The organism is Nocardia yamanashiensis (genome assembly GCF_021183565.1).
Lineage (GTDB): Bacteria > Actinomycetota > Actinomycetes > Mycobacteriales > Mycobacteriaceae > Nocardia > Nocardia yamanashiensis.
The window spans coordinates 7,783,594-7,798,447 of sequence record NZ_CP089226.1; the positions used below are offsets into that span (position 1 = coordinate 7,783,594).

The window sequence follows — 14,854 nt, forward strand, 5'->3', positions numbered from 1 at the left end:
TCGTCGAGGGCTGACCGGCGTTCTCGGCTCAGCCGTTCTGGTACCCGCTGGACCCGAAGCCCTGCATCCAGCCCTTGCCGGAGCCCGAATTGCCCAGCATCACCCAGAAATTGGACCAGGCGCTGCCCGGGCCGATGAGCGCCTGCGCCGACCCGGTGGTCAGCAGATCGTTGCCGAGCGCGGACCCGGTGGTCGCGAGGTCGTAGGAACCGCTCGCGGCGATCTCGGCATTCGACGGCGTCCGGCTGGACCCGGTGTCGACCAACAGCCGGGCGAGCTGACCGGATCCGGTGCCGAGCAGGACCGCGAGATCGGAATTCAGCAGCGCCGATCCGGAGTCCGCGACGGGCGCGGCCGGTTCCGGCGAAACGACCGGTGCGGCTTGGGCATTGCCCGCACCGAGGGCGAGGGGGATGGCGATCGCGGCGCTGAGGAGCGCGATCCGATGATTCATGAGTGGTGCCTTCCTGTGTGGATGCCAACCCTAAGAAGACTCCGCTGGTATGAAACGACCATATTTCTACTGGCATGGCCACCGGGGGCCGGGCGGACCGGGCCACCCCGTTTCGCTTCGAGACCGATCGGTTCGGGTCTACGCTGGCAAACACTTCGTAACCACAATCCAGCGGACCCGGAGAACGTCATGGGATACCGGCGGGGTGTAGGGGTGATAGTCGTGGCCGTGGTGTTGACGGTCGCGGTGGGGTGTGGGTCGAGCACCGATTCCACGGCATCGCGCGAACCCGGATATGCCGCCACACTGCGGCCGATCATCGAGAAACTCATGCGGGACAATGTGATTCCGGGCGCGGCGGTGCGGGTGGAATCGCCCCGCGACGGGAATTGGACCGCCACCTTCGGCACCGGGAAGCTCGGGGCGAATGTGCCGATCACCGCCGACGATCATTTCCGGTTCGGCAGCAATACCAAGACCATGACGGTCACCGTGCTGCTGCAACTGGCGCAGGAGGGCAAACTCGCGCTCGAGGATCCGATCGGCAAATACTGGCCCGGTGTGCCCAATGGGGACCGGATCACCCTCGCTCAGCTGGCCGAAATGCGCAGCGGGCTTTTCAGTTACACCTTCGACGAGCAGTTCAACGCCGACCTCGACAATCAGCCGCAGAAGGTGTGGACTCCGGAGCAGCTGCTGGCCATCGCCTTCTCGCATCCCGTCCAATTCGAGCCGGGGGCGAAATTCGACTACTGCAATACCAATACGATTCTGCTGGGGCTGGTCATCGAGAAGGTGACCGGCAAGCCGGTGGGCGACAGTTTCCGGAAACGTATCTTCGAACCGCTCGGGCTGCACCAGACTTCGTTCCCGGCGGCCACGGACAATGCGATTCCGGATCCGCACCCGCAGGGGTACGCCTTCGGCACCAATGTCTCCACCCTCGAGACCTTCGCCCTGCCGCCGGACCAGCAGGCCGCCGCCGTGGCGGGCACACTGTTGCCGAGTGACCAAACGCTGTCCAGCCCATCGTGGACCTGGACGGCGGGCGGGATGATCTCGACCGTCGGCGATATGACCACCTATGTGAAGGCTCTCGCTGACGGAACCCTGCTCGACGCGCAGATGCAGCGGCAGCGCATCGACAGCATCGCCCCGATCGATCCGGCAAATCCGCAGATGGCCGGCTACGGCCTGGGCATCGTCAGGTTCGGCACGCATCTGCTCGGGCACGACGGCCAGATGCCGGGCTTCATGACCTTCATCGGATCCGATCCCGAGTCCGGCCTCACCATCGTGGTCGCCACCAATCTGGCCACCGTCCCCGCCGGCGAAGGCTCGGCGCTGGTCCTGGTCAAGGGCATGCTGCCGACGTTCTACCCCGACAGTCCGAAATAGATCGTGCGCGTCAGCGGGCGGGCTGCGCCGAATTGCTTTCGCACAGCGCGGAATTCAGGGCCGCTCGCATATCGGTGGCGCGGGCGTCGCTGCCGCCGGGATCGAGATTGACCATGATGGTGGCGGTGCGGCCGTCCGTCGTGGCACCACTGATGGTCGAGAAACCGAAGATATCGCCGTCGTGGCCCCAGTAACTGCCGCCGCAGGGGAGCGGGGAACTGGTCAGGCCGAGGCCGTAGGCATTGCCGCCGGCATCGCCGATCGGGCGGGTCGTCATCATCGCCTCGAGTTCGGCCGGGCGCAGTAGTCGCCCGTCGAGCAGCGCCGTGAGGAAACGCTCCATATCGCTGGTGCTGGAGATCATCTCACCGGAGGCGCCCGCGATGGACGGGTTGAATTCGGTCAGATCGATCAAGCTGCCGGCCGGTTTCGCATAGCCCCGCGGATGAGCGCCGGGAATCGCGGACAGGTCCCCGGGCACGGAGGTGTCGCGCAGTCCGAGCGGTTGCAGGATGCGCCGTTCGATCTCCGCGCCGGACGGCTGTCCCGTGACCTTCTCGATGAGCATTCCGGCCAGCAGATAGTTGGTATTGGAGTAATCCCAGCCGGTTCCGGGCGCGAACACGCGGGGGTGGGCGAGCGCGAGCCGCACCAGTTCACGCGGTTCGTAGTGAGTGGACATCGATCGCAGGACCTGGTCCATATCGAGGTACTGCACGTAATCGGGCAGGCCGCTGGTGTGCTGCAGCAACTGCCGGACACTGATCTCGTTCCCACCCTCGACGACGCCGGGCAGATACCGCTCGATCGGTGCGTCGAGCGCGAGGTGGTCCTCACCGGCCAGCTGCAGCACCACGGTCGCGACGAACATCTTGGTCATGCTGCCGATCCGGAATCGATTGTCGTCCAGCATTTCCGCGCCGGTCCGGATATCGGCCACGCCGCTCGAGAGCACCGTCCGGCCTCGTGGGCCGTGCACCGCCAGCAGCGCACCCGGCACTTCATCGGTGGTGGTCAAGCGCTGGAGGATTTCGCGGGCCTCGGTGTACCCGGCCGGTGCGGCGGTATCGGCCCGGCCTACCGCCGGACTCGCGCACAGCGTCACCGCCGCAATGCACAGAGTGCCGAAAAAGCGGGTGCGTCCAGGCATTTCTTCCTCCATCGGTGGGGTCGGACCTCATGCTAGGAAGCCGCGGTCCATATCCACCTCACCCGCGAGAGCCATCCCCGACGCCGCATCCGATACCTGAGAGCCAGGACGCAGCGAAAACAATTGCGCCCGTGGCATTCTCGATCGGGAATGCCACGGGCGATGCGCTCAACCGCGCCGGTAGTTCTGATGTTTGGCCGCCGGTACCGCTATGCGGCCGGCGTCGTGAATCTTTCCGGTGGCGGCCTGCTGCTGCTTACCAGACTTCCCCCGCCGCTCGCGCCGCGACAATCGCGGCTGTTCGGCGGGGGTCTCCACCTTGATTTCGGGGTGCGGAAACTGTTCGGGCACAGGTCCTCCTAAAGAGAATGAGCGACCGATCACCGGATGTGTGGCCGGTCGGGATCGGGAATGCGCCGCGGCGCGAAAGCGGCGGCGAGGCGTGAGCAGAGCTCACGCGAGAAGGCTCAGGAGAACAACTGAATCCACATGGGAGCCACTGTAGCGAGGCGCCCGCACGGCGCGCATCCCATTTATGAGCTGCGAGTTTGCCGTTGACTATGCTGCGGCCATGACCTTGCTGCTACTCGGACTGGCCATCGCGTGCGAGATCACCGCGACCGTATCGCTGAAGGTTTCGGAGGGGTTCAGCAAACTTGTGCCGTCCATCATCGTGGTGATCGGGTACGGGGCGGCGTTCTTCTTCCTGTCGCAGGCGTTGAAGCGGGGCATGCCGGTCGGGGTGGCGTACGGCATCTGGTCCGCGGTGGGCGTCGTTGCGGTGGCGACCATCGGGGCGCTGTTCCTCGACGAGCACCTGTCCCTGGTGCAGATCGGCGGGATCGTGCTGGTGGTCGCCGGGGTGCTGGCGCTGGAACTCGGTGGGGCGCACTGAGTTCCGGCGCTCAATCCTGGACGCGCACGTCGTATCCGGCGTCGGCCAGGGCGGTGAGGACATCGTCGCGATGGGCCGGGCCGCGGGTTTCCAGGGTGAGCAGCACCTCGACCTCCTCGATGGCGAGCCAGGCCCCGGTCCGCGAATGCGCCACATCGAGCACGCTCGCGCCGGTGCGGCCCAGCTCGGTGAGTAGTCGCGAGAGACTGCCCGGGCGATCGGAAATGGTGATGCGCGCCGACAGATAGCGCCCGGCGGCGCTGAGACCGTGCCCGACCACCCGGGTCAGGAACAGCGGGTCGATATTGCCGCCCGACAGCACCGCGCACACCGGCCCGCGCAGGTCGAGTTCCGCCGGGGTGCACGCCATCAGCGCCGCCACCGCGGCCGCCCCGGCCGGTTCGACAATGAGCTTGGCGCGTTCCATGCACAGCAGCAGCGCCTTGGACAGCGCGTCCTCGTCCACGGTCAGAATGGCCGGCGCGGCCTTCAGAATGTGCTCGAACGGCACCTCGCCCGGTAGCCCGACCGCGATGCCGTCGGCCATGGTGGCCATGCTCGCCAGCCGTTGCGGTTTACCGGCCGCGAGCGAGGCGGGCCAGGCGGCGGCCTCGGCGGCCTGCACGCCGATCACCCGCACCTGCGGCGCGAGCGCTTGCAGCGTCGCCGCGATACCGGCCAGCAACCCGCCGCCGCCGGTGGGCACCAGCACCGTGCCGACGTCAGGGATCTGCTCCAGGATCTCCAGCGCCACCGTCGCCTGCCCCGACACGATATCCAGGTGATCGAACGGGTGCACCAGCGTCGCGCCCGTCTGCGCCGCGAATTCGTGTGCGGCGGCCAATGATTCGTCGATGGTCTCGCCGACCTGATGCACCGTGGCCCCATACGCCTTGGTGGCCACCAGCTTCGGCAGCGCCGCCCCCACCGGCATGAACACCGTAGACTCGATGCCCAGCGAGGTGGCCGACCACGCCACCCCCTGCGCGTGATTGCCCGCGCTGGCCGCCACGACGCCGCGCACCCGTTCGGCCTCGGGCAGATTGGCGATCCGGTTGTAGGCCCCGCGCGGTTTGAACGATCCGGTGCGCTGCAGGTTCTCGCATTTCAACCGCACCTCGTGCCCGGTCCGCTCGGACAGCACCCGCGAGGACACCACGGGGGTCCGGCGAATGACCGGTGCCAGCAGGGTCGCCGCCGCTTCGATCCGAGCCAGGAGATCCATGGCCGCCATGGTGCCAGGAGTTAACGGGTCTGTCGCGTAACGGACGGCTTCGCGCGACCCTATTGCGCGGGCGAGTCGATGGCGGGACCGTGGCATATGGCCTCTCCCACCGCCCTGCCCGCGGAGGTCGAAACGGTCCTGGATCGGTTCTTCACCGCGGAGTTGTCCACCCACGCCCGAGACCACACCCCGATCACCACCCCGGTCGCCCCGCTGTGGCTGCCGGAACGCGGCCGCATCCTGGTGACCGCCGGCATCGGCGCGCCGCTGAAGGTCTTCAATGCCCGCCGCGATCCGAAAGTCGCGCTGCTGTACTCGAATCCGGTGGCCAGCGGACTGGATGATCCGCCCGCCGTACTGGTGCAGGGCGAAGCGGAGGTCGACCCAGGCATCAGCACGTGGGACGACGAACTGGAACGCCAGTTCACCAAGGTGTGGGCGACGCAGACCAAAGGCGTCATCGGCGCCGATCCCATCACCAAACGTATGTTCTGGTGGTACTACATGCGGCTGAAGATCCATATCCGGCCGGTGCGGGTGCGCTGGTGGCCGGGCCGCGATATGACGGCCGAACCGCGGGAGGTGACGCTGTCATGAGCCTGGCCGAGCGGATATATCCAGCGCTGCAACGCTTTCCGGACGGCGCGGTGCTCGTCGCCTACGACGCCGACGGCTATCCGGTCAGCCTGCGCTGCCGCCCCCGGCTGGAGGGCGAGACCCTGGTGATCGACCGGCCGAAATGGTTCGACGGGGTGGACGGCCCGGCCGCGCTGCTCGGGCACCGCCATGACGAACAGGGCTGGAATCTGCGGTTCGCGCAGGCCAAGGGTGTGATCGAAACCCAGGACGGCACCGTGGTTTTCCTGCCCATGGGGCTGAACGAGAACACCGGCTCGCCCGGGGCGATGATCCGGTTCGTGCGCGGCGGGCACCGGGCCGCCACCGAGTATCTGCGCCGCCGCGACCTGCCCCGCCCGCCGATTCCGTGGGACACCATCAAGGCCGCCCGCACCGCGGTATCGAAAAGGCGCTGACCAGGCACGACACGTAGCACGCAGCCGCGGTACACGGGTGTTCCGGACTAAGGTCGGACCGATCGGTCTGATTTATCGCCGCCACCCCTACCGCGGAAGCGAGCAGCATCGTGCCGAAAGCCGGGAAAGTCCTTGCCACGCTGGCGTTCTCCATCGCCGCCGGCGCGGTGCCGCTGCTCGGCGCGCCCGCCGCCCACGCCACCGTCGGCAGCTGCGGCAGCGGCGACTTCCGCTGGACGGCGGTCCGGGGCGGCATCACCATGCAACCGCAGTTCCTCACCTTCACCTCGGTGGGCCGGTTGTGGGATTGCGTGAGCACGACCGGCATCACGGGCGGCACCTTCACCGGCGTGCACACCGCGTGGTCGGACTGCATGCATCCGGCGGACGGGCCGATCACGGTCAACATCCTCTGGTCCAATGGCGAAACCAGTACCCTCGAAGGCCCCTGGCCGGTCGGCATGATGCAGCCCGCGGTCGGCCCGCTGGAGGTGATCGGCGGTCTCGGGCAGGGCAGCCGCGCGCAGATCAGCGCCACCTACGAGATGGGGACCCCGGAGCAGGTGCTGGGTTGCATGGGCGCCGGAATCCCCACCGGCGTCGGGCGTTTGACCGCCACCATCCTCTGAATCGCTGCCGCGCACGGTCTTCGGCCCCGCCGCCTCGATCTTGGGCGGAAAAGATATATCGATCCCGAAATGGACTGGAAAAAGTCGGGAAATCCAGGGGCAATAGCCGATTCCTATCTTGGTCCGACCATTACCGGATTTCGGATCGGATGCACAATGACCGATATCGCCTCTCCCGCGACGACGGCGGGGTCCCCTGCGCCCCCAGTCTACGACCCGCGCCTCACCAATGACGATCTGGCCCCCTTGCGCGAACAGCGCTGGGGCTCGTACCACATCTTCGCCTTCTGGATGTCGGACGTGCACAGCGTCGGCGGATACGTCACGGCCGGCAGCCTTTTCGCGCTCGGCCTGGCCGGTTGGCAGGTGCTGGTGGCCCTGCTCATCGGGATCACGATCGTATATTTCCTGTGCAATCTGGTGGCCGCGCCCAGCCAGCGCGCCGGCGTGCCCTATCCGGTCATGTGCCGCAGCGCTTTCGGGGTGGTCGGAGCCAATATCCCGGCCATCATCCGCGGGCTGATCGCGGTGGCCTGGTACGGGATTCAGACCTATCTGGCGTCGGCGGCGCTGATCGTGGTGGCGGTCAAGCTGTTCCCGGGCCTGGCGCCCTACGCGGTCACCGACGACTATGGCTTCCTGGGCCTTTCGCTGCTGGGCTGGGGCGCGTACCTGGTGCTGTGGGTGATTCAGGCGGCCGTGTTCTGGCAGGGCATGGAATCGATCCGCAAGTTCATCGACTTCTGCGGTCCCGCGGTCTATGTCGTCATGTTCTTCCTGTGCGGCTATCTCATCTACAAGGCCGGCTGGGGCGCCATCGACCTGCAATTGGGCGCGGTGAAGTACCACGGCTGGGACGCGCTGCCGGTGGTGCTGGGCGCCATCGCGCTGGTGGTGTCCTACTTCTGCGGGCCCATGCTGAATTTCGGCGACTTCTCCCGCTACAGCAAGTCCATGACGGCGGTGCGGCGCGGCAATCTGCTGGGCCTGCCGGTGAACTTCCTGGCCTTCTCGCTGCTGGTGGTGATCACCGCGTCGCTGACCATTCCGGTGTACGGCGAACTCATCACCGATCCGGTGGAGACGGTGGCGCGCATCGACAACACCTTCGCCATCGTGCTCGGGGCGCTGACCTTCACCATCGCCACCATCGGCATCAATATCGTGGCCAACTTCATCTCCCCGGCCTTTGATTTCTCGCACGTCAGCCCGCAGAAGATCAGCTGGCGGATGGGCGGCATGATCGCGGCGGTCGGCTCGGTGCTCATCACGCCGTGGAACCTGTACAACAATCCCGACGTCATCCACTACACCCTCGAGGTGCTGGGGGCGTTCATCGGACCGCTGTTCGGGGTGCTGATCGCCGACTACTACCTGGTGCGCAAGCAGACCATCGTGGTCGACGAGCTGTTCACCATGTCGGAATCCGGAAAGTACTGGTACCGCAAGGGTTTCAACCCGGTGGCGGTGGCGGCCACCGTGGTCGGCGCGCTCGCCGCGGTGTTCCCGGTGCTGGCCAAGAACGTGTACGGCATGCACACCGCCGCCCAGTACAGCTGGTTCATCGGCTGCGGTCTGGCATTGATCGTCTATATGGTTCTCTGGCGATTTGCCGGTAATTACGCGCTGGGCGGTAAAACCGTGCCGCAGCCAACATGATCCACACGGTCAGCCGGGACGCGGTGGTCGTCAGTTCCGGTGTGCCGCGACGGCGGCGAGTACCCCGGCGAGCCACGGCGTGTAGCGGTCCGGGTGCTCGGCCACCTCGGCTGCCAGCCGCTCCGGATCCACCCACTCGATCTCGGCGACCTCGTCCGGGTTCGGTTGCGGCGCAATGCCTTCCGCCGTGCCGATGAGCACGTGGTCGAACTCGTGCTCGACCCGTCCGGTGGCCGGATCGGATGCCCGGTAGGTGAATCGGCCGACCTCGGTCAGGTCGGCCGACAACCCCAGCTCCTCGCCGAGCCGCACGGCGGCGGCCTCGGCCACGTCCTGCCCGGGCAGCGGATGCCCGCAGCAGGTGTTTGTCCACAACAGCGGGAAACGGGTTTTCACCGCGGCCCGCTGTTGCAGCAGCACCCGGCCGGTGTCGTCGAACAGCAGCACCGAGAAGGCCCGGTGCAGCTGTCCCGGCGCGGTGTGCGCCGCCGCCACCGGCAGCGAGCCGGCCGCGTTGCCCTGATCGTCCACGAGCTCGACGAGCAGGGTTTCACGGTCGACCACCGGGGTGGCGTCGGAAGCGTCGAGAGTGCCGGTCACCGGCCTACCTTATCGGCGGCGATCAGCAGGTACTGGAAGCTGCCCTCCTTGTACGAGGTCAGGAAGGGTTTCTCCACCCCGGTCGCGAGTTCGGAGTGGGTGCGCATCTCCCAGTACGGGATGGTGGCCGGGGTGAGGTCGGTGACCGCGACCGGGACCAGATTGTTGGCCGCCAGGGCCTTGAAGTACTCGCTGCGCGGATGGATATTGCAGCCGTAGTGCGCGTCGATCCAGCTCACCGAGGCCGAGCGGGCGCCGAACACGTCATTGGAGCAGCCGGTGATGCAGACGTAGCGCCCGCCGGGTTCGAGCAGCCGGGAGAACTCGGCGAACAGCTCGTAGAGGTCCACGTACATGGTGGTCTCGTTGGTCCAGATGCCGCGCCGCGAGCCGGTGTCGAACCCGGTCTCCAGCATGTTCTTGAAATGGAACCGGACCTTGTCGTCGACGCCGCGGTCCTTGGCCTGGGCATTGGCGAAACCGGCCTGGTATTCGGAGATGGTGACCCCGTCCACCGCGCAGCCGAAGCGCTGATTGGCCATGAAACTGGTGCCGCCGCGCCCGGATCCGCCGTCCATGAGCCGATCGCCCGGCCGGACGTCGCCGAGATGGTCGAGCAGGATATCGGCCTGGGCGGTCTCGAGCCGGTGCAGATCCTTCACGATGCGTTCCTGGCGGCCCTCTTCCGGCCCTTCCAGGATCGACCAGTCCGGATCGCCGAGGCCGTAGTGGTGGTGGAAGAGTCCGTCCACCTCACCGAGCACGGTGTTCACCCGGTCGTCATTGGGATTGTTGTTCCAATACGCCGCAACGGATTTCTGATATTCGGTGCGCAGGACACCATCGGCTTCTGGCTGAAGCGCGGTCATGTCGGTCATCCTTTCGATCGTTGTAGCGGCGACTGTCGGGCTGCGCGCGCCGTCCGCACCGGGACGCCGCGGTCCCGGCGCGGCCGGTGGGTGTCTGCTCCACACCGTGCGCCGGAACCGGGGGCCGGACCCGTCGCGCTGCGCCGAGGGCGAGCGCGGCACCGTTGGTGCCCGGTGCGGGACGCGGCGGATCGTCCGATCAGTCGGACTGGCGGGCTACCAGCACGTTGTCGAGAATGCCGAGCGCGTCGGGGACCAGCACGGCGGCGGAGTAATAACAGCTGACCAGGTAGGAGATGATCGACTGATCGTCGATGCCCTTGAAGCGGACGTTCAGGCCGGGCTCGTACTCGTCCGGAATGCCGGTCTGGTGCAGGCCGACCACGCCCTGATCCTTCTCACCGGTGCGCATGGCGAGGATCGAGGTGGTCTGGTTCTCGCTGACCGGGATCTTGCCGCACGGGTAGATCGGCACGCCGCGCCAGGCGGGCACCCGATGGCCGTCCACCTCCACCGGATCCGGGTAGATGCCGCGCTTGCTGCATTCGCGCATGAGCGCCGCGATCGCCTTGGGGTGGGCCAGGAACAGTTTGGTGCTGCGCCGCATGGAGAGCAGCTCGTCCATATCGTCCGGGGTCGGCGGGCCGGACTCGGTGTAGATGCGCTGCTTCAGGTCGCAATTGTTGAGCAGGCCGAAGTCGGGATTGTTGACCAGGTCGTATTCACGCCGCTCGTACATGGCCTCGATGGTCAGCCGCAGCTGCTGCTCGACCTGATCGTGCGGATCGTTGAACAGATCGGCGACGCGGGTGTGCACGCGCAGCACCGACTGGCCGAGGCTGAGTTCGTACTCGCGCGGCGAGGCGTCGTAGTCGACGAAGGTGCCGTCGAGCAGCGGCTCCCCGGAATGGCCGGAGGAGACCACGATTTCGGCTTCACCGTATTTGTTCTGCGGGGCGGCGGGCGCGTCGGCCACCGCGGCCAGGTGCTGCGCCAGCGCCGGAATGTTCTCCGAGAGTTGCGCGAGCGCCTGCCGGGGCAGCACCAGCATGGTGGTCGGGGTGACGGTCTTGACCGTGACCGGCCAGATGGCGTCCTGGTCGACCAGCATCTCGTCACCGAAGAAGTCGCCGCCGCCGAGCATGCCGACCTTGGTGGTCTCGCCGTATTCGCCGGTGCCGATCTTGCTGAGCTTGCCGTGCACGATGAGCAGCACCTGGTCCATCGGGTTGCCGAATTCGGCGACCACCGTGCCCGGCTGCAGATCCCGCTGTTCGAAGCGCTGGGCGACCGCCGTCAGCACCTCCTCGTCGTCGAAACCGCGCAGCTGCGGCAGTTCCTGGAGCTCGAGGGGGATGACCCGCGCGCTCGAACCGTTGATGACGAACTCCACCTCGCCGTTGCCGACGGTGTGGGTGAGGCGCCGGTTGACCCGGTAGACACCGCCTTTGACCTGAACCCACGGCAGCGAGCGGGTCAGCCACCGGGAGCTGATGCCCTGCATCTGGGGTTCGGATTTGGTGGTGTGGGCGAGCCGGCCGGCGGCGGTGGTACTGAGGGTCTTGCGAACGTGGTTGGTTTCGGCCTGGGTGGGCAGTTCGATGGTCATGCTGCGTTCCTCGGATCGAAGGGCCACCGCGGGTTAACTGGCGGTGGAGTCCACGGCGAAGCGGCAGGCCGCGAAGGGGCCTGCAAGAACTAGTCAAGTGAGTGAAAAGACATGCGCAACAATGCGTTCCAGCGGTAACGATGGTAAGACTGCGAGCTATTCACGCGCAGGAAAACTCCAGAAACGGGAAATTTGCAGGTTCACATTCAGTGATTCGGAGCCGCGACCGGCTTGGCGTGGCGGGGACGTGCGGGGCCCGCATGGCGCTGCTCACAAGCCCCGCGCAGTAGGCTGGCTCTATGGCAAGCTCATCTGGACGCGTTGGGGCGGATGACGCTGGTCACAAGCAGAATAGGTCTGGGAGCACAGCCTTGAAATTCAATACGAAGTCCGTTGTGGGGCCGATGCAGCGCCTGGTGGCGACCGCCCAGAACGGACTCGAGGTGATCCGGTTCGGGGGGCTGGTTCACGAGATCGAGTCGTCGCCGTACGAGATCGTCGAGCGCAAGCGGATGTATCGGCTGCGGCATTACTTCCCGGATGCCGTCGGAACCGACCGGCCGGTCGTGGTGCTGGTGCCGCCGATCATGGTGACCGCGGAGATCTGGGACGTGAATGCCGCCGACGGGGCGGTCGGTATTCTCAATGCGGCCGGAATCGATTGCTGGGTGGTCGATTTCGGCTCGCCCGCCACCGAGGAAGGCGGCATGGACCGCGACCTGGCCGACCATGTGCTGGCGGTCAGCTCGGCCATCGACACGGTCAACGAATTGACCGGGCGCGGCGTGCATCTCATGGGTTACTCCCAGGGCGGCATGTTCTCCTACCAGACCGCGGCCTACCGCTACGGCAAGGGCGTGGAATCCATCGTCACCTTCGGCTCGCCGGTGGACGCGGTGGCCGGCATGCCGTTCGGGCTGCCGCACGGCCTGGTCTCCGACGCCGCCGACTTCCTCACCGATCACGTGCTGAACCGGCTGCCCATCACCGAATCCATGGTGCGGCTGGGCTTCCAGGCCCTGGACCCGATGAAGACCGCCAAGGCGCGCCTGGACTTCCTGCGCCAGCTGCACGACCGCGAGGCGCTGCTGCCGCGCGAACGGCAGCGCCGGTTCCTGGAAGCCGAAGGCTGGCTGGGCTATCCGGGGCCCGCGCTCACCGACCTGCTGGAGCAGTTCGTCAAGCACAATCGAATGATGCTGGGCGGGTTCGTGATTCGCGACCAGCTCATCTCGCTGGCGGAACTGAAGTGCCCGATCCTGGCCTTCGTCGGCGAGGTCGACGATATCGGCCAGCCCGCCGCCGTGCGCGGCATCGTGCGCGCCGCGCCGAACGCCGACGTGTACGAGGCCAGCATCGTGGCCGGGCATTTCGGACTGGTCTCCGGCTCCACCGCCACCAAGCACACCTGGCCGCTGGTGCGCGAATGGGTGAACTGGCTGAGCGGGCGCGGCGAACTGCCGCCGGAGATCGAGCGCATGAGCGCCGATGTGGTGCGCAAGGGCCCGACCTCGCCGCTCACCCGCGCCGTGCACGCCGTCGGCAGCCTCGCCGAGGCCGGCACCAGCCTGGGCAAGACCATCGAGGGCGTGGCCGGGCAGACCCTGCGCAGCACCGTCGAACTCACCGGTGAGGCGGCGCGCGCCCTGCCCCGGCTGACCCGCCTCGGCATGATCCAGCCGCACACCCGGATCTCGCTGGGCCGCTTGCTCGCCGAGCAGGCGCGCCGCAATCCGTCCCGGGAATGCTTCCTGTTCGACGACCGCGTGCACACCCAGCAGGCCGTGAACCAGCGCATCGACAATGTGGTGCGCGGGCTCATCTCGGTCGGCGTGCGCCCGGCCACCCGGGTCGGCGTGGTGATGGAGACCCGGCCGTCGGCGCTGGTGACCATCGCGGCGCTCTCGCGCCTCGGCGCGGTCGCGGTGCTGCTCGCGCCGGGCAGCGAACTGTCCGAGGTGGCCGCGCTGACGGGCGCCAAGTTGCTGGTCACCGACCCGGAGAACCTGTACGCCGCGGCGGCCACCGGCCATCGCGTGCTGGTGCTCGGCGGTGGCGGCGAGGCCCGGAACCTGGACGTGCCCAGCGGTTCCGATGTCGTGGACCTGGAGCGCATCGATCCGGATCAGGTCACCCTGCCGGCCTGGTACCGCCCGAATCCGGGGCTGGCGCGCGAGCTGGCGTTCATTCTGGTCACCGGCACCGGGGACAAGTTCGACGTCAAATACGTGACCAACCACCGGTGGGCGCTGTCGGCGTTCGGCACCGCCTCGGCCGCCGATCTGGGCCGCCGCGACACCGTGTACTGCCTTGCGCCGCTGCACCATTCGTCCGGTTTACTGGTGAGCTTGGGCGGGGCGGTGGCGGGTGGTTCCCGTATCGCGCTGGCGCGTTCGCTGGATCCGGCGCGGTTCGCCGAGGAGGTGCACCGCTACGGCGTCACCGTGGTCACCTACACCTGGACCATGCTGCGCGACATCCTCGACGCCGACACCTTCCCCAACGGTCACCCGCATCCGATCCGCCTGTTCATCGGCTCCGGCATGCCGGCCGGTTTGTGGCGGCGCACCCAGGAACGCTTCGCGCCCGCCAAGGTGCTCGAGTTCTACGCCTCCATCGAGGGCGATGTGGTGCTCGCCAACGTGGCCGCCGACAAGATCGGTTCCAAGGGTCGCCCGGTGCCCGGCACCGCCAAGGTCGAACTCATCGGCTACGACCCGGAAACCGACGAGATCCAGGTCGAGGAATCGGGTTTCGCGCGGCGCTGCGCCGACAACGAGGTGGGGTTGCTGATCGGCAAGGCCTCGGAGATCGTGGACGTCTCGGCCGGCGGGCTGCGCGGGGTCTTCACCTCCGGTGACGCCTGGATGCCGACGGAGAACCTCTTCCGCCGCGACAGCGATGGCGACTACTGGCTGATGGATCGCCGCGACACCGTCATCCACACCCCGCGCGGGCCGGTCTACACCCAGCCCATCGTGGATGTGCTCAACGACATCACCGCGGTGGACCTGGAGGTCGCCTACGGGCTGCCCGCCGGGGACCGCACCCTCGCGGTGGCCGCGCTGAACATCCGGCCGGGCCTGCGCCTGGAACCCAAGGACGTCACCGAAGCGATGCGCGCCCTGGCTCCCGACCAGCGCCCCGATCTGATCTACGTGGTGGACGATATTCCGCGCAGCTCCACCTTCCGCCCGTCCACCCGGGCCGTGCAGGCGGCGGGCCGCCCGCAGCCGGGCGACCGAACCTGGTGGTACAACCGCGAATCCGAGGCGTACGAAATCCTCACCCCGGAGCTCGCGGACCGCCTGTTCGCCTGATCCCGCCGGTAG

The 14,854-nt window shown here is 67.3% G+C and carries 14 protein-coding genes; 7 read left to right on the forward strand and 7 right to left on the reverse strand.

What is annotated here, in order from left to right; translation table 11 throughout:
• Positions 1 to 28: 28 nt before the first annotated feature.
• Positions 29 to 454, reverse strand: a complete 426-nt coding sequence (locus LTV02_RS35845; RefSeq protein WP_233035971.1) for a hypothetical protein — start codon at positions 452 to 454, stop codon at positions 29 to 31.
• Between the two features lie 222 nt (positions 455 to 676).
• Between LTV02_RS35845 and LTV02_RS35850 the strand changes: the two genes are divergently transcribed.
• On the forward strand, positions 677 to 1,852 hold the full coding sequence (locus LTV02_RS35850; RefSeq protein ID WP_233035972.1) for a serine hydrolase domain-containing protein: 1,176 nt from the start codon (positions 677 to 679) through the stop codon (positions 1,850 to 1,852).
• A gap of 10 nt (positions 1,853 to 1,862) precedes the next feature.
• Here LTV02_RS35850 and LTV02_RS35855 read toward each other — a convergent pair whose 3' ends face one another.
• Both LTV02_RS35855 and LTV02_RS35860 read right to left on the reverse strand, forming a co-directional pair.
• Entirely contained in the window at positions 1,863 to 3,002 is a 1,140-nt protein-coding gene (locus tag LTV02_RS35855) for a serine hydrolase domain-containing protein (protein ID WP_233035973.1), read from the reverse strand.
• A 168-nt stretch (positions 3,003 to 3,170) separates the two neighbouring features.
• Positions 3,171 to 3,353 carry a hypothetical protein gene (locus LTV02_RS35860; RefSeq protein ID WP_067719936.1) on the reverse strand — a complete coding sequence of 61 codons (183 nt, stop codon included), beginning with the start codon at positions 3,351 to 3,353 and terminating at the stop codon, positions 3,171 to 3,173.
• Between the two features lie 220 nt (positions 3,354 to 3,573).
• On the opposite strand from LTV02_RS35860, the gene LTV02_RS35865 reads away from it, so the two are divergent.
• Positions 3,574 to 3,897, forward strand: coding sequence for a DMT family transporter (locus tag LTV02_RS35865; protein WP_233035974.1), 324 nt, complete (start codon positions 3,574 to 3,576; stop codon positions 3,895 to 3,897).
• A 10-nt stretch (positions 3,898 to 3,907) separates the two neighbouring features.
• Here the strand turns inward: LTV02_RS35865 and ilvA are convergent, their stop codons facing one another.
• Positions 3,908 to 5,122, reverse strand: a complete 1,215-nt coding sequence (ilvA, locus tag LTV02_RS35870; RefSeq protein WP_067720097.1) for a threonine ammonia-lyase — start codon at positions 5,120 to 5,122, stop codon at positions 3,908 to 3,910.
• 96 nt (positions 5,123 to 5,218) lie between these two features.
• Here ilvA and LTV02_RS35875 point away from each other — a divergent pair, with 96 nt between their 5' ends.
• From LTV02_RS35875 to LTV02_RS35890, 4 genes are all read left to right on the forward strand, one after another.
• Entirely contained in the window at positions 5,219 to 5,719 is a 501-nt protein-coding gene (locus tag LTV02_RS35875) for a pyridoxamine 5'-phosphate oxidase family protein (RefSeq protein ID WP_233035975.1), read from the forward strand.
• Positions 5,716 to 6,156: a hypothetical protein gene (locus LTV02_RS35880; protein WP_233035976.1), complete on the forward strand. Its 441-nt coding sequence runs from the start codon at positions 5,716 to 5,718 to the stop codon at positions 6,154 to 6,156. Before LTV02_RS35875 ends, LTV02_RS35880 begins: the two co-directional genes overlap by 4 nt.
• A 110-nt stretch (positions 6,157 to 6,266) precedes the next feature.
• The gene (locus tag LTV02_RS35885; protein WP_233035977.1) at positions 6,267 to 6,785 is read left to right on the forward strand and encodes a hypothetical protein; all 519 of its coding nucleotides are present in this window, start codon (positions 6,267 to 6,269) and stop codon (positions 6,783 to 6,785) included.
• Positions 6,786 to 6,941: 156 nt separating this feature from the next.
• Complete coding sequence (locus LTV02_RS35890) at positions 6,942 to 8,444, forward strand: NCS1 family nucleobase:cation symporter-1 (protein ID WP_233035978.1); 1,503 nt, start codon at positions 6,942 to 6,944, stop codon at positions 8,442 to 8,444.
• 30 nt (positions 8,445 to 8,474) lie between these two features.
• On the opposite strand, the gene idi is transcribed toward LTV02_RS35890, so the two are convergent.
• The 3 genes from idi to LTV02_RS35905 all read right to left on the reverse strand — a co-directional run bounded on the left by idi (position 8,475) and on the right by LTV02_RS35905 (position 11,522).
• The gene (gene idi / locus LTV02_RS35895; RefSeq protein WP_233035979.1) at positions 8,475 to 9,044 is read right to left on the reverse strand and encodes an isopentenyl-diphosphate Delta-isomerase; all 570 of its coding nucleotides are present in this window, start codon (positions 9,042 to 9,044) and stop codon (positions 8,475 to 8,477) included.
• Positions 9,041 to 9,913: a geranyl diphosphate 2-C-methyltransferase gene (locus tag LTV02_RS35900; RefSeq protein WP_067720100.1), complete on the reverse strand. Its 873-nt coding sequence runs from the start codon at positions 9,911 to 9,913 to the stop codon at positions 9,041 to 9,043. The genes idi and LTV02_RS35900 overlap by 4 nt, the downstream gene beginning before the upstream one ends.
• Positions 9,914 to 10,112: 199 nt before the next feature.
• Positions 10,113 to 11,522 carry a family 2B encapsulin nanocompartment shell protein gene (locus LTV02_RS35905; protein ID WP_233035980.1) on the reverse strand — a complete coding sequence of 470 codons (1,410 nt, stop codon included), beginning with the start codon at positions 11,520 to 11,522 and terminating at the stop codon, positions 10,113 to 10,115.
• 404 nt (positions 11,523 to 11,926) lie between these two features.
• Between LTV02_RS35905 and LTV02_RS35910 the strand changes: the two genes are divergently transcribed.
• A complete protein-coding gene (locus LTV02_RS35910; RefSeq protein WP_067719972.1) occupies positions 11,927 to 14,842 on the forward strand; it encodes an AMP-binding protein in 2,916 nt (971 codons plus the stop codon).
• Positions 14,843 to 14,854: the final 12 nt, after the last annotated feature.

What these genes read in the sequence shown, in the direction of transcription:
- LTV02_RS35845 (WP_233035971.1), bottom strand. Translation starts at nt 454, where the DNA reads ATGAATCATCGGATCGCGCTCCTCAGCGCCGCGATCGCCATCCCCCTC.
- LTV02_RS35855 (WP_233035973.1), bottom strand. Translation starts at nt 3,002, where the DNA reads ATGCCTGGACGCACCCGCTTTTTCGGCACTCTGTGCATTGCGGCGGTG.
- LTV02_RS35865 (WP_233035974.1), top strand. Translation starts at nt 3,574, where the DNA reads ATGACCTTGCTGCTACTCGGACTGGCCATCGCGTGCGAGATCACCGCG.
- ilvA (WP_067720097.1), bottom strand. Translation starts at nt 5,122, where the DNA reads ATGGATCTCCTGGCTCGGATCGAAGCGGCGGCGACCCTGCTGGCACCG.
- LTV02_RS35875 (WP_233035975.1), top strand. Translation starts at nt 5,219, where the DNA reads ATGGCCTCTCCCACCGCCCTGCCCGCGGAGGTCGAAACGGTCCTGGAT.
- LTV02_RS35880 (WP_233035976.1), top strand. Translation starts at nt 5,716, where the DNA reads ATGAGCCTGGCCGAGCGGATATATCCAGCGCTGCAACGCTTTCCGGAC.
- LTV02_RS35890 (WP_233035978.1), top strand. Translation starts at nt 6,942, where the DNA reads ATGACCGATATCGCCTCTCCCGCGACGACGGCGGGGTCCCCTGCGCCC.
- LTV02_RS35900 (WP_067720100.1), bottom strand. Translation starts at nt 9,913, where the DNA reads ATGACCGCGCTTCAGCCAGAAGCCGATGGTGTCCTGCGCACCGAATAT.
- LTV02_RS35905 (WP_233035980.1), bottom strand. Translation starts at nt 11,522, where the DNA reads ATGACCATCGAACTGCCCACCCAGGCCGAAACCAACCACGTTCGCAAG.
- LTV02_RS35910 (WP_067719972.1), top strand. Translation starts at nt 11,927, where the DNA reads ATGCAGCGCCTGGTGGCGACCGCCCAGAACGGACTCGAGGTGATCCGG.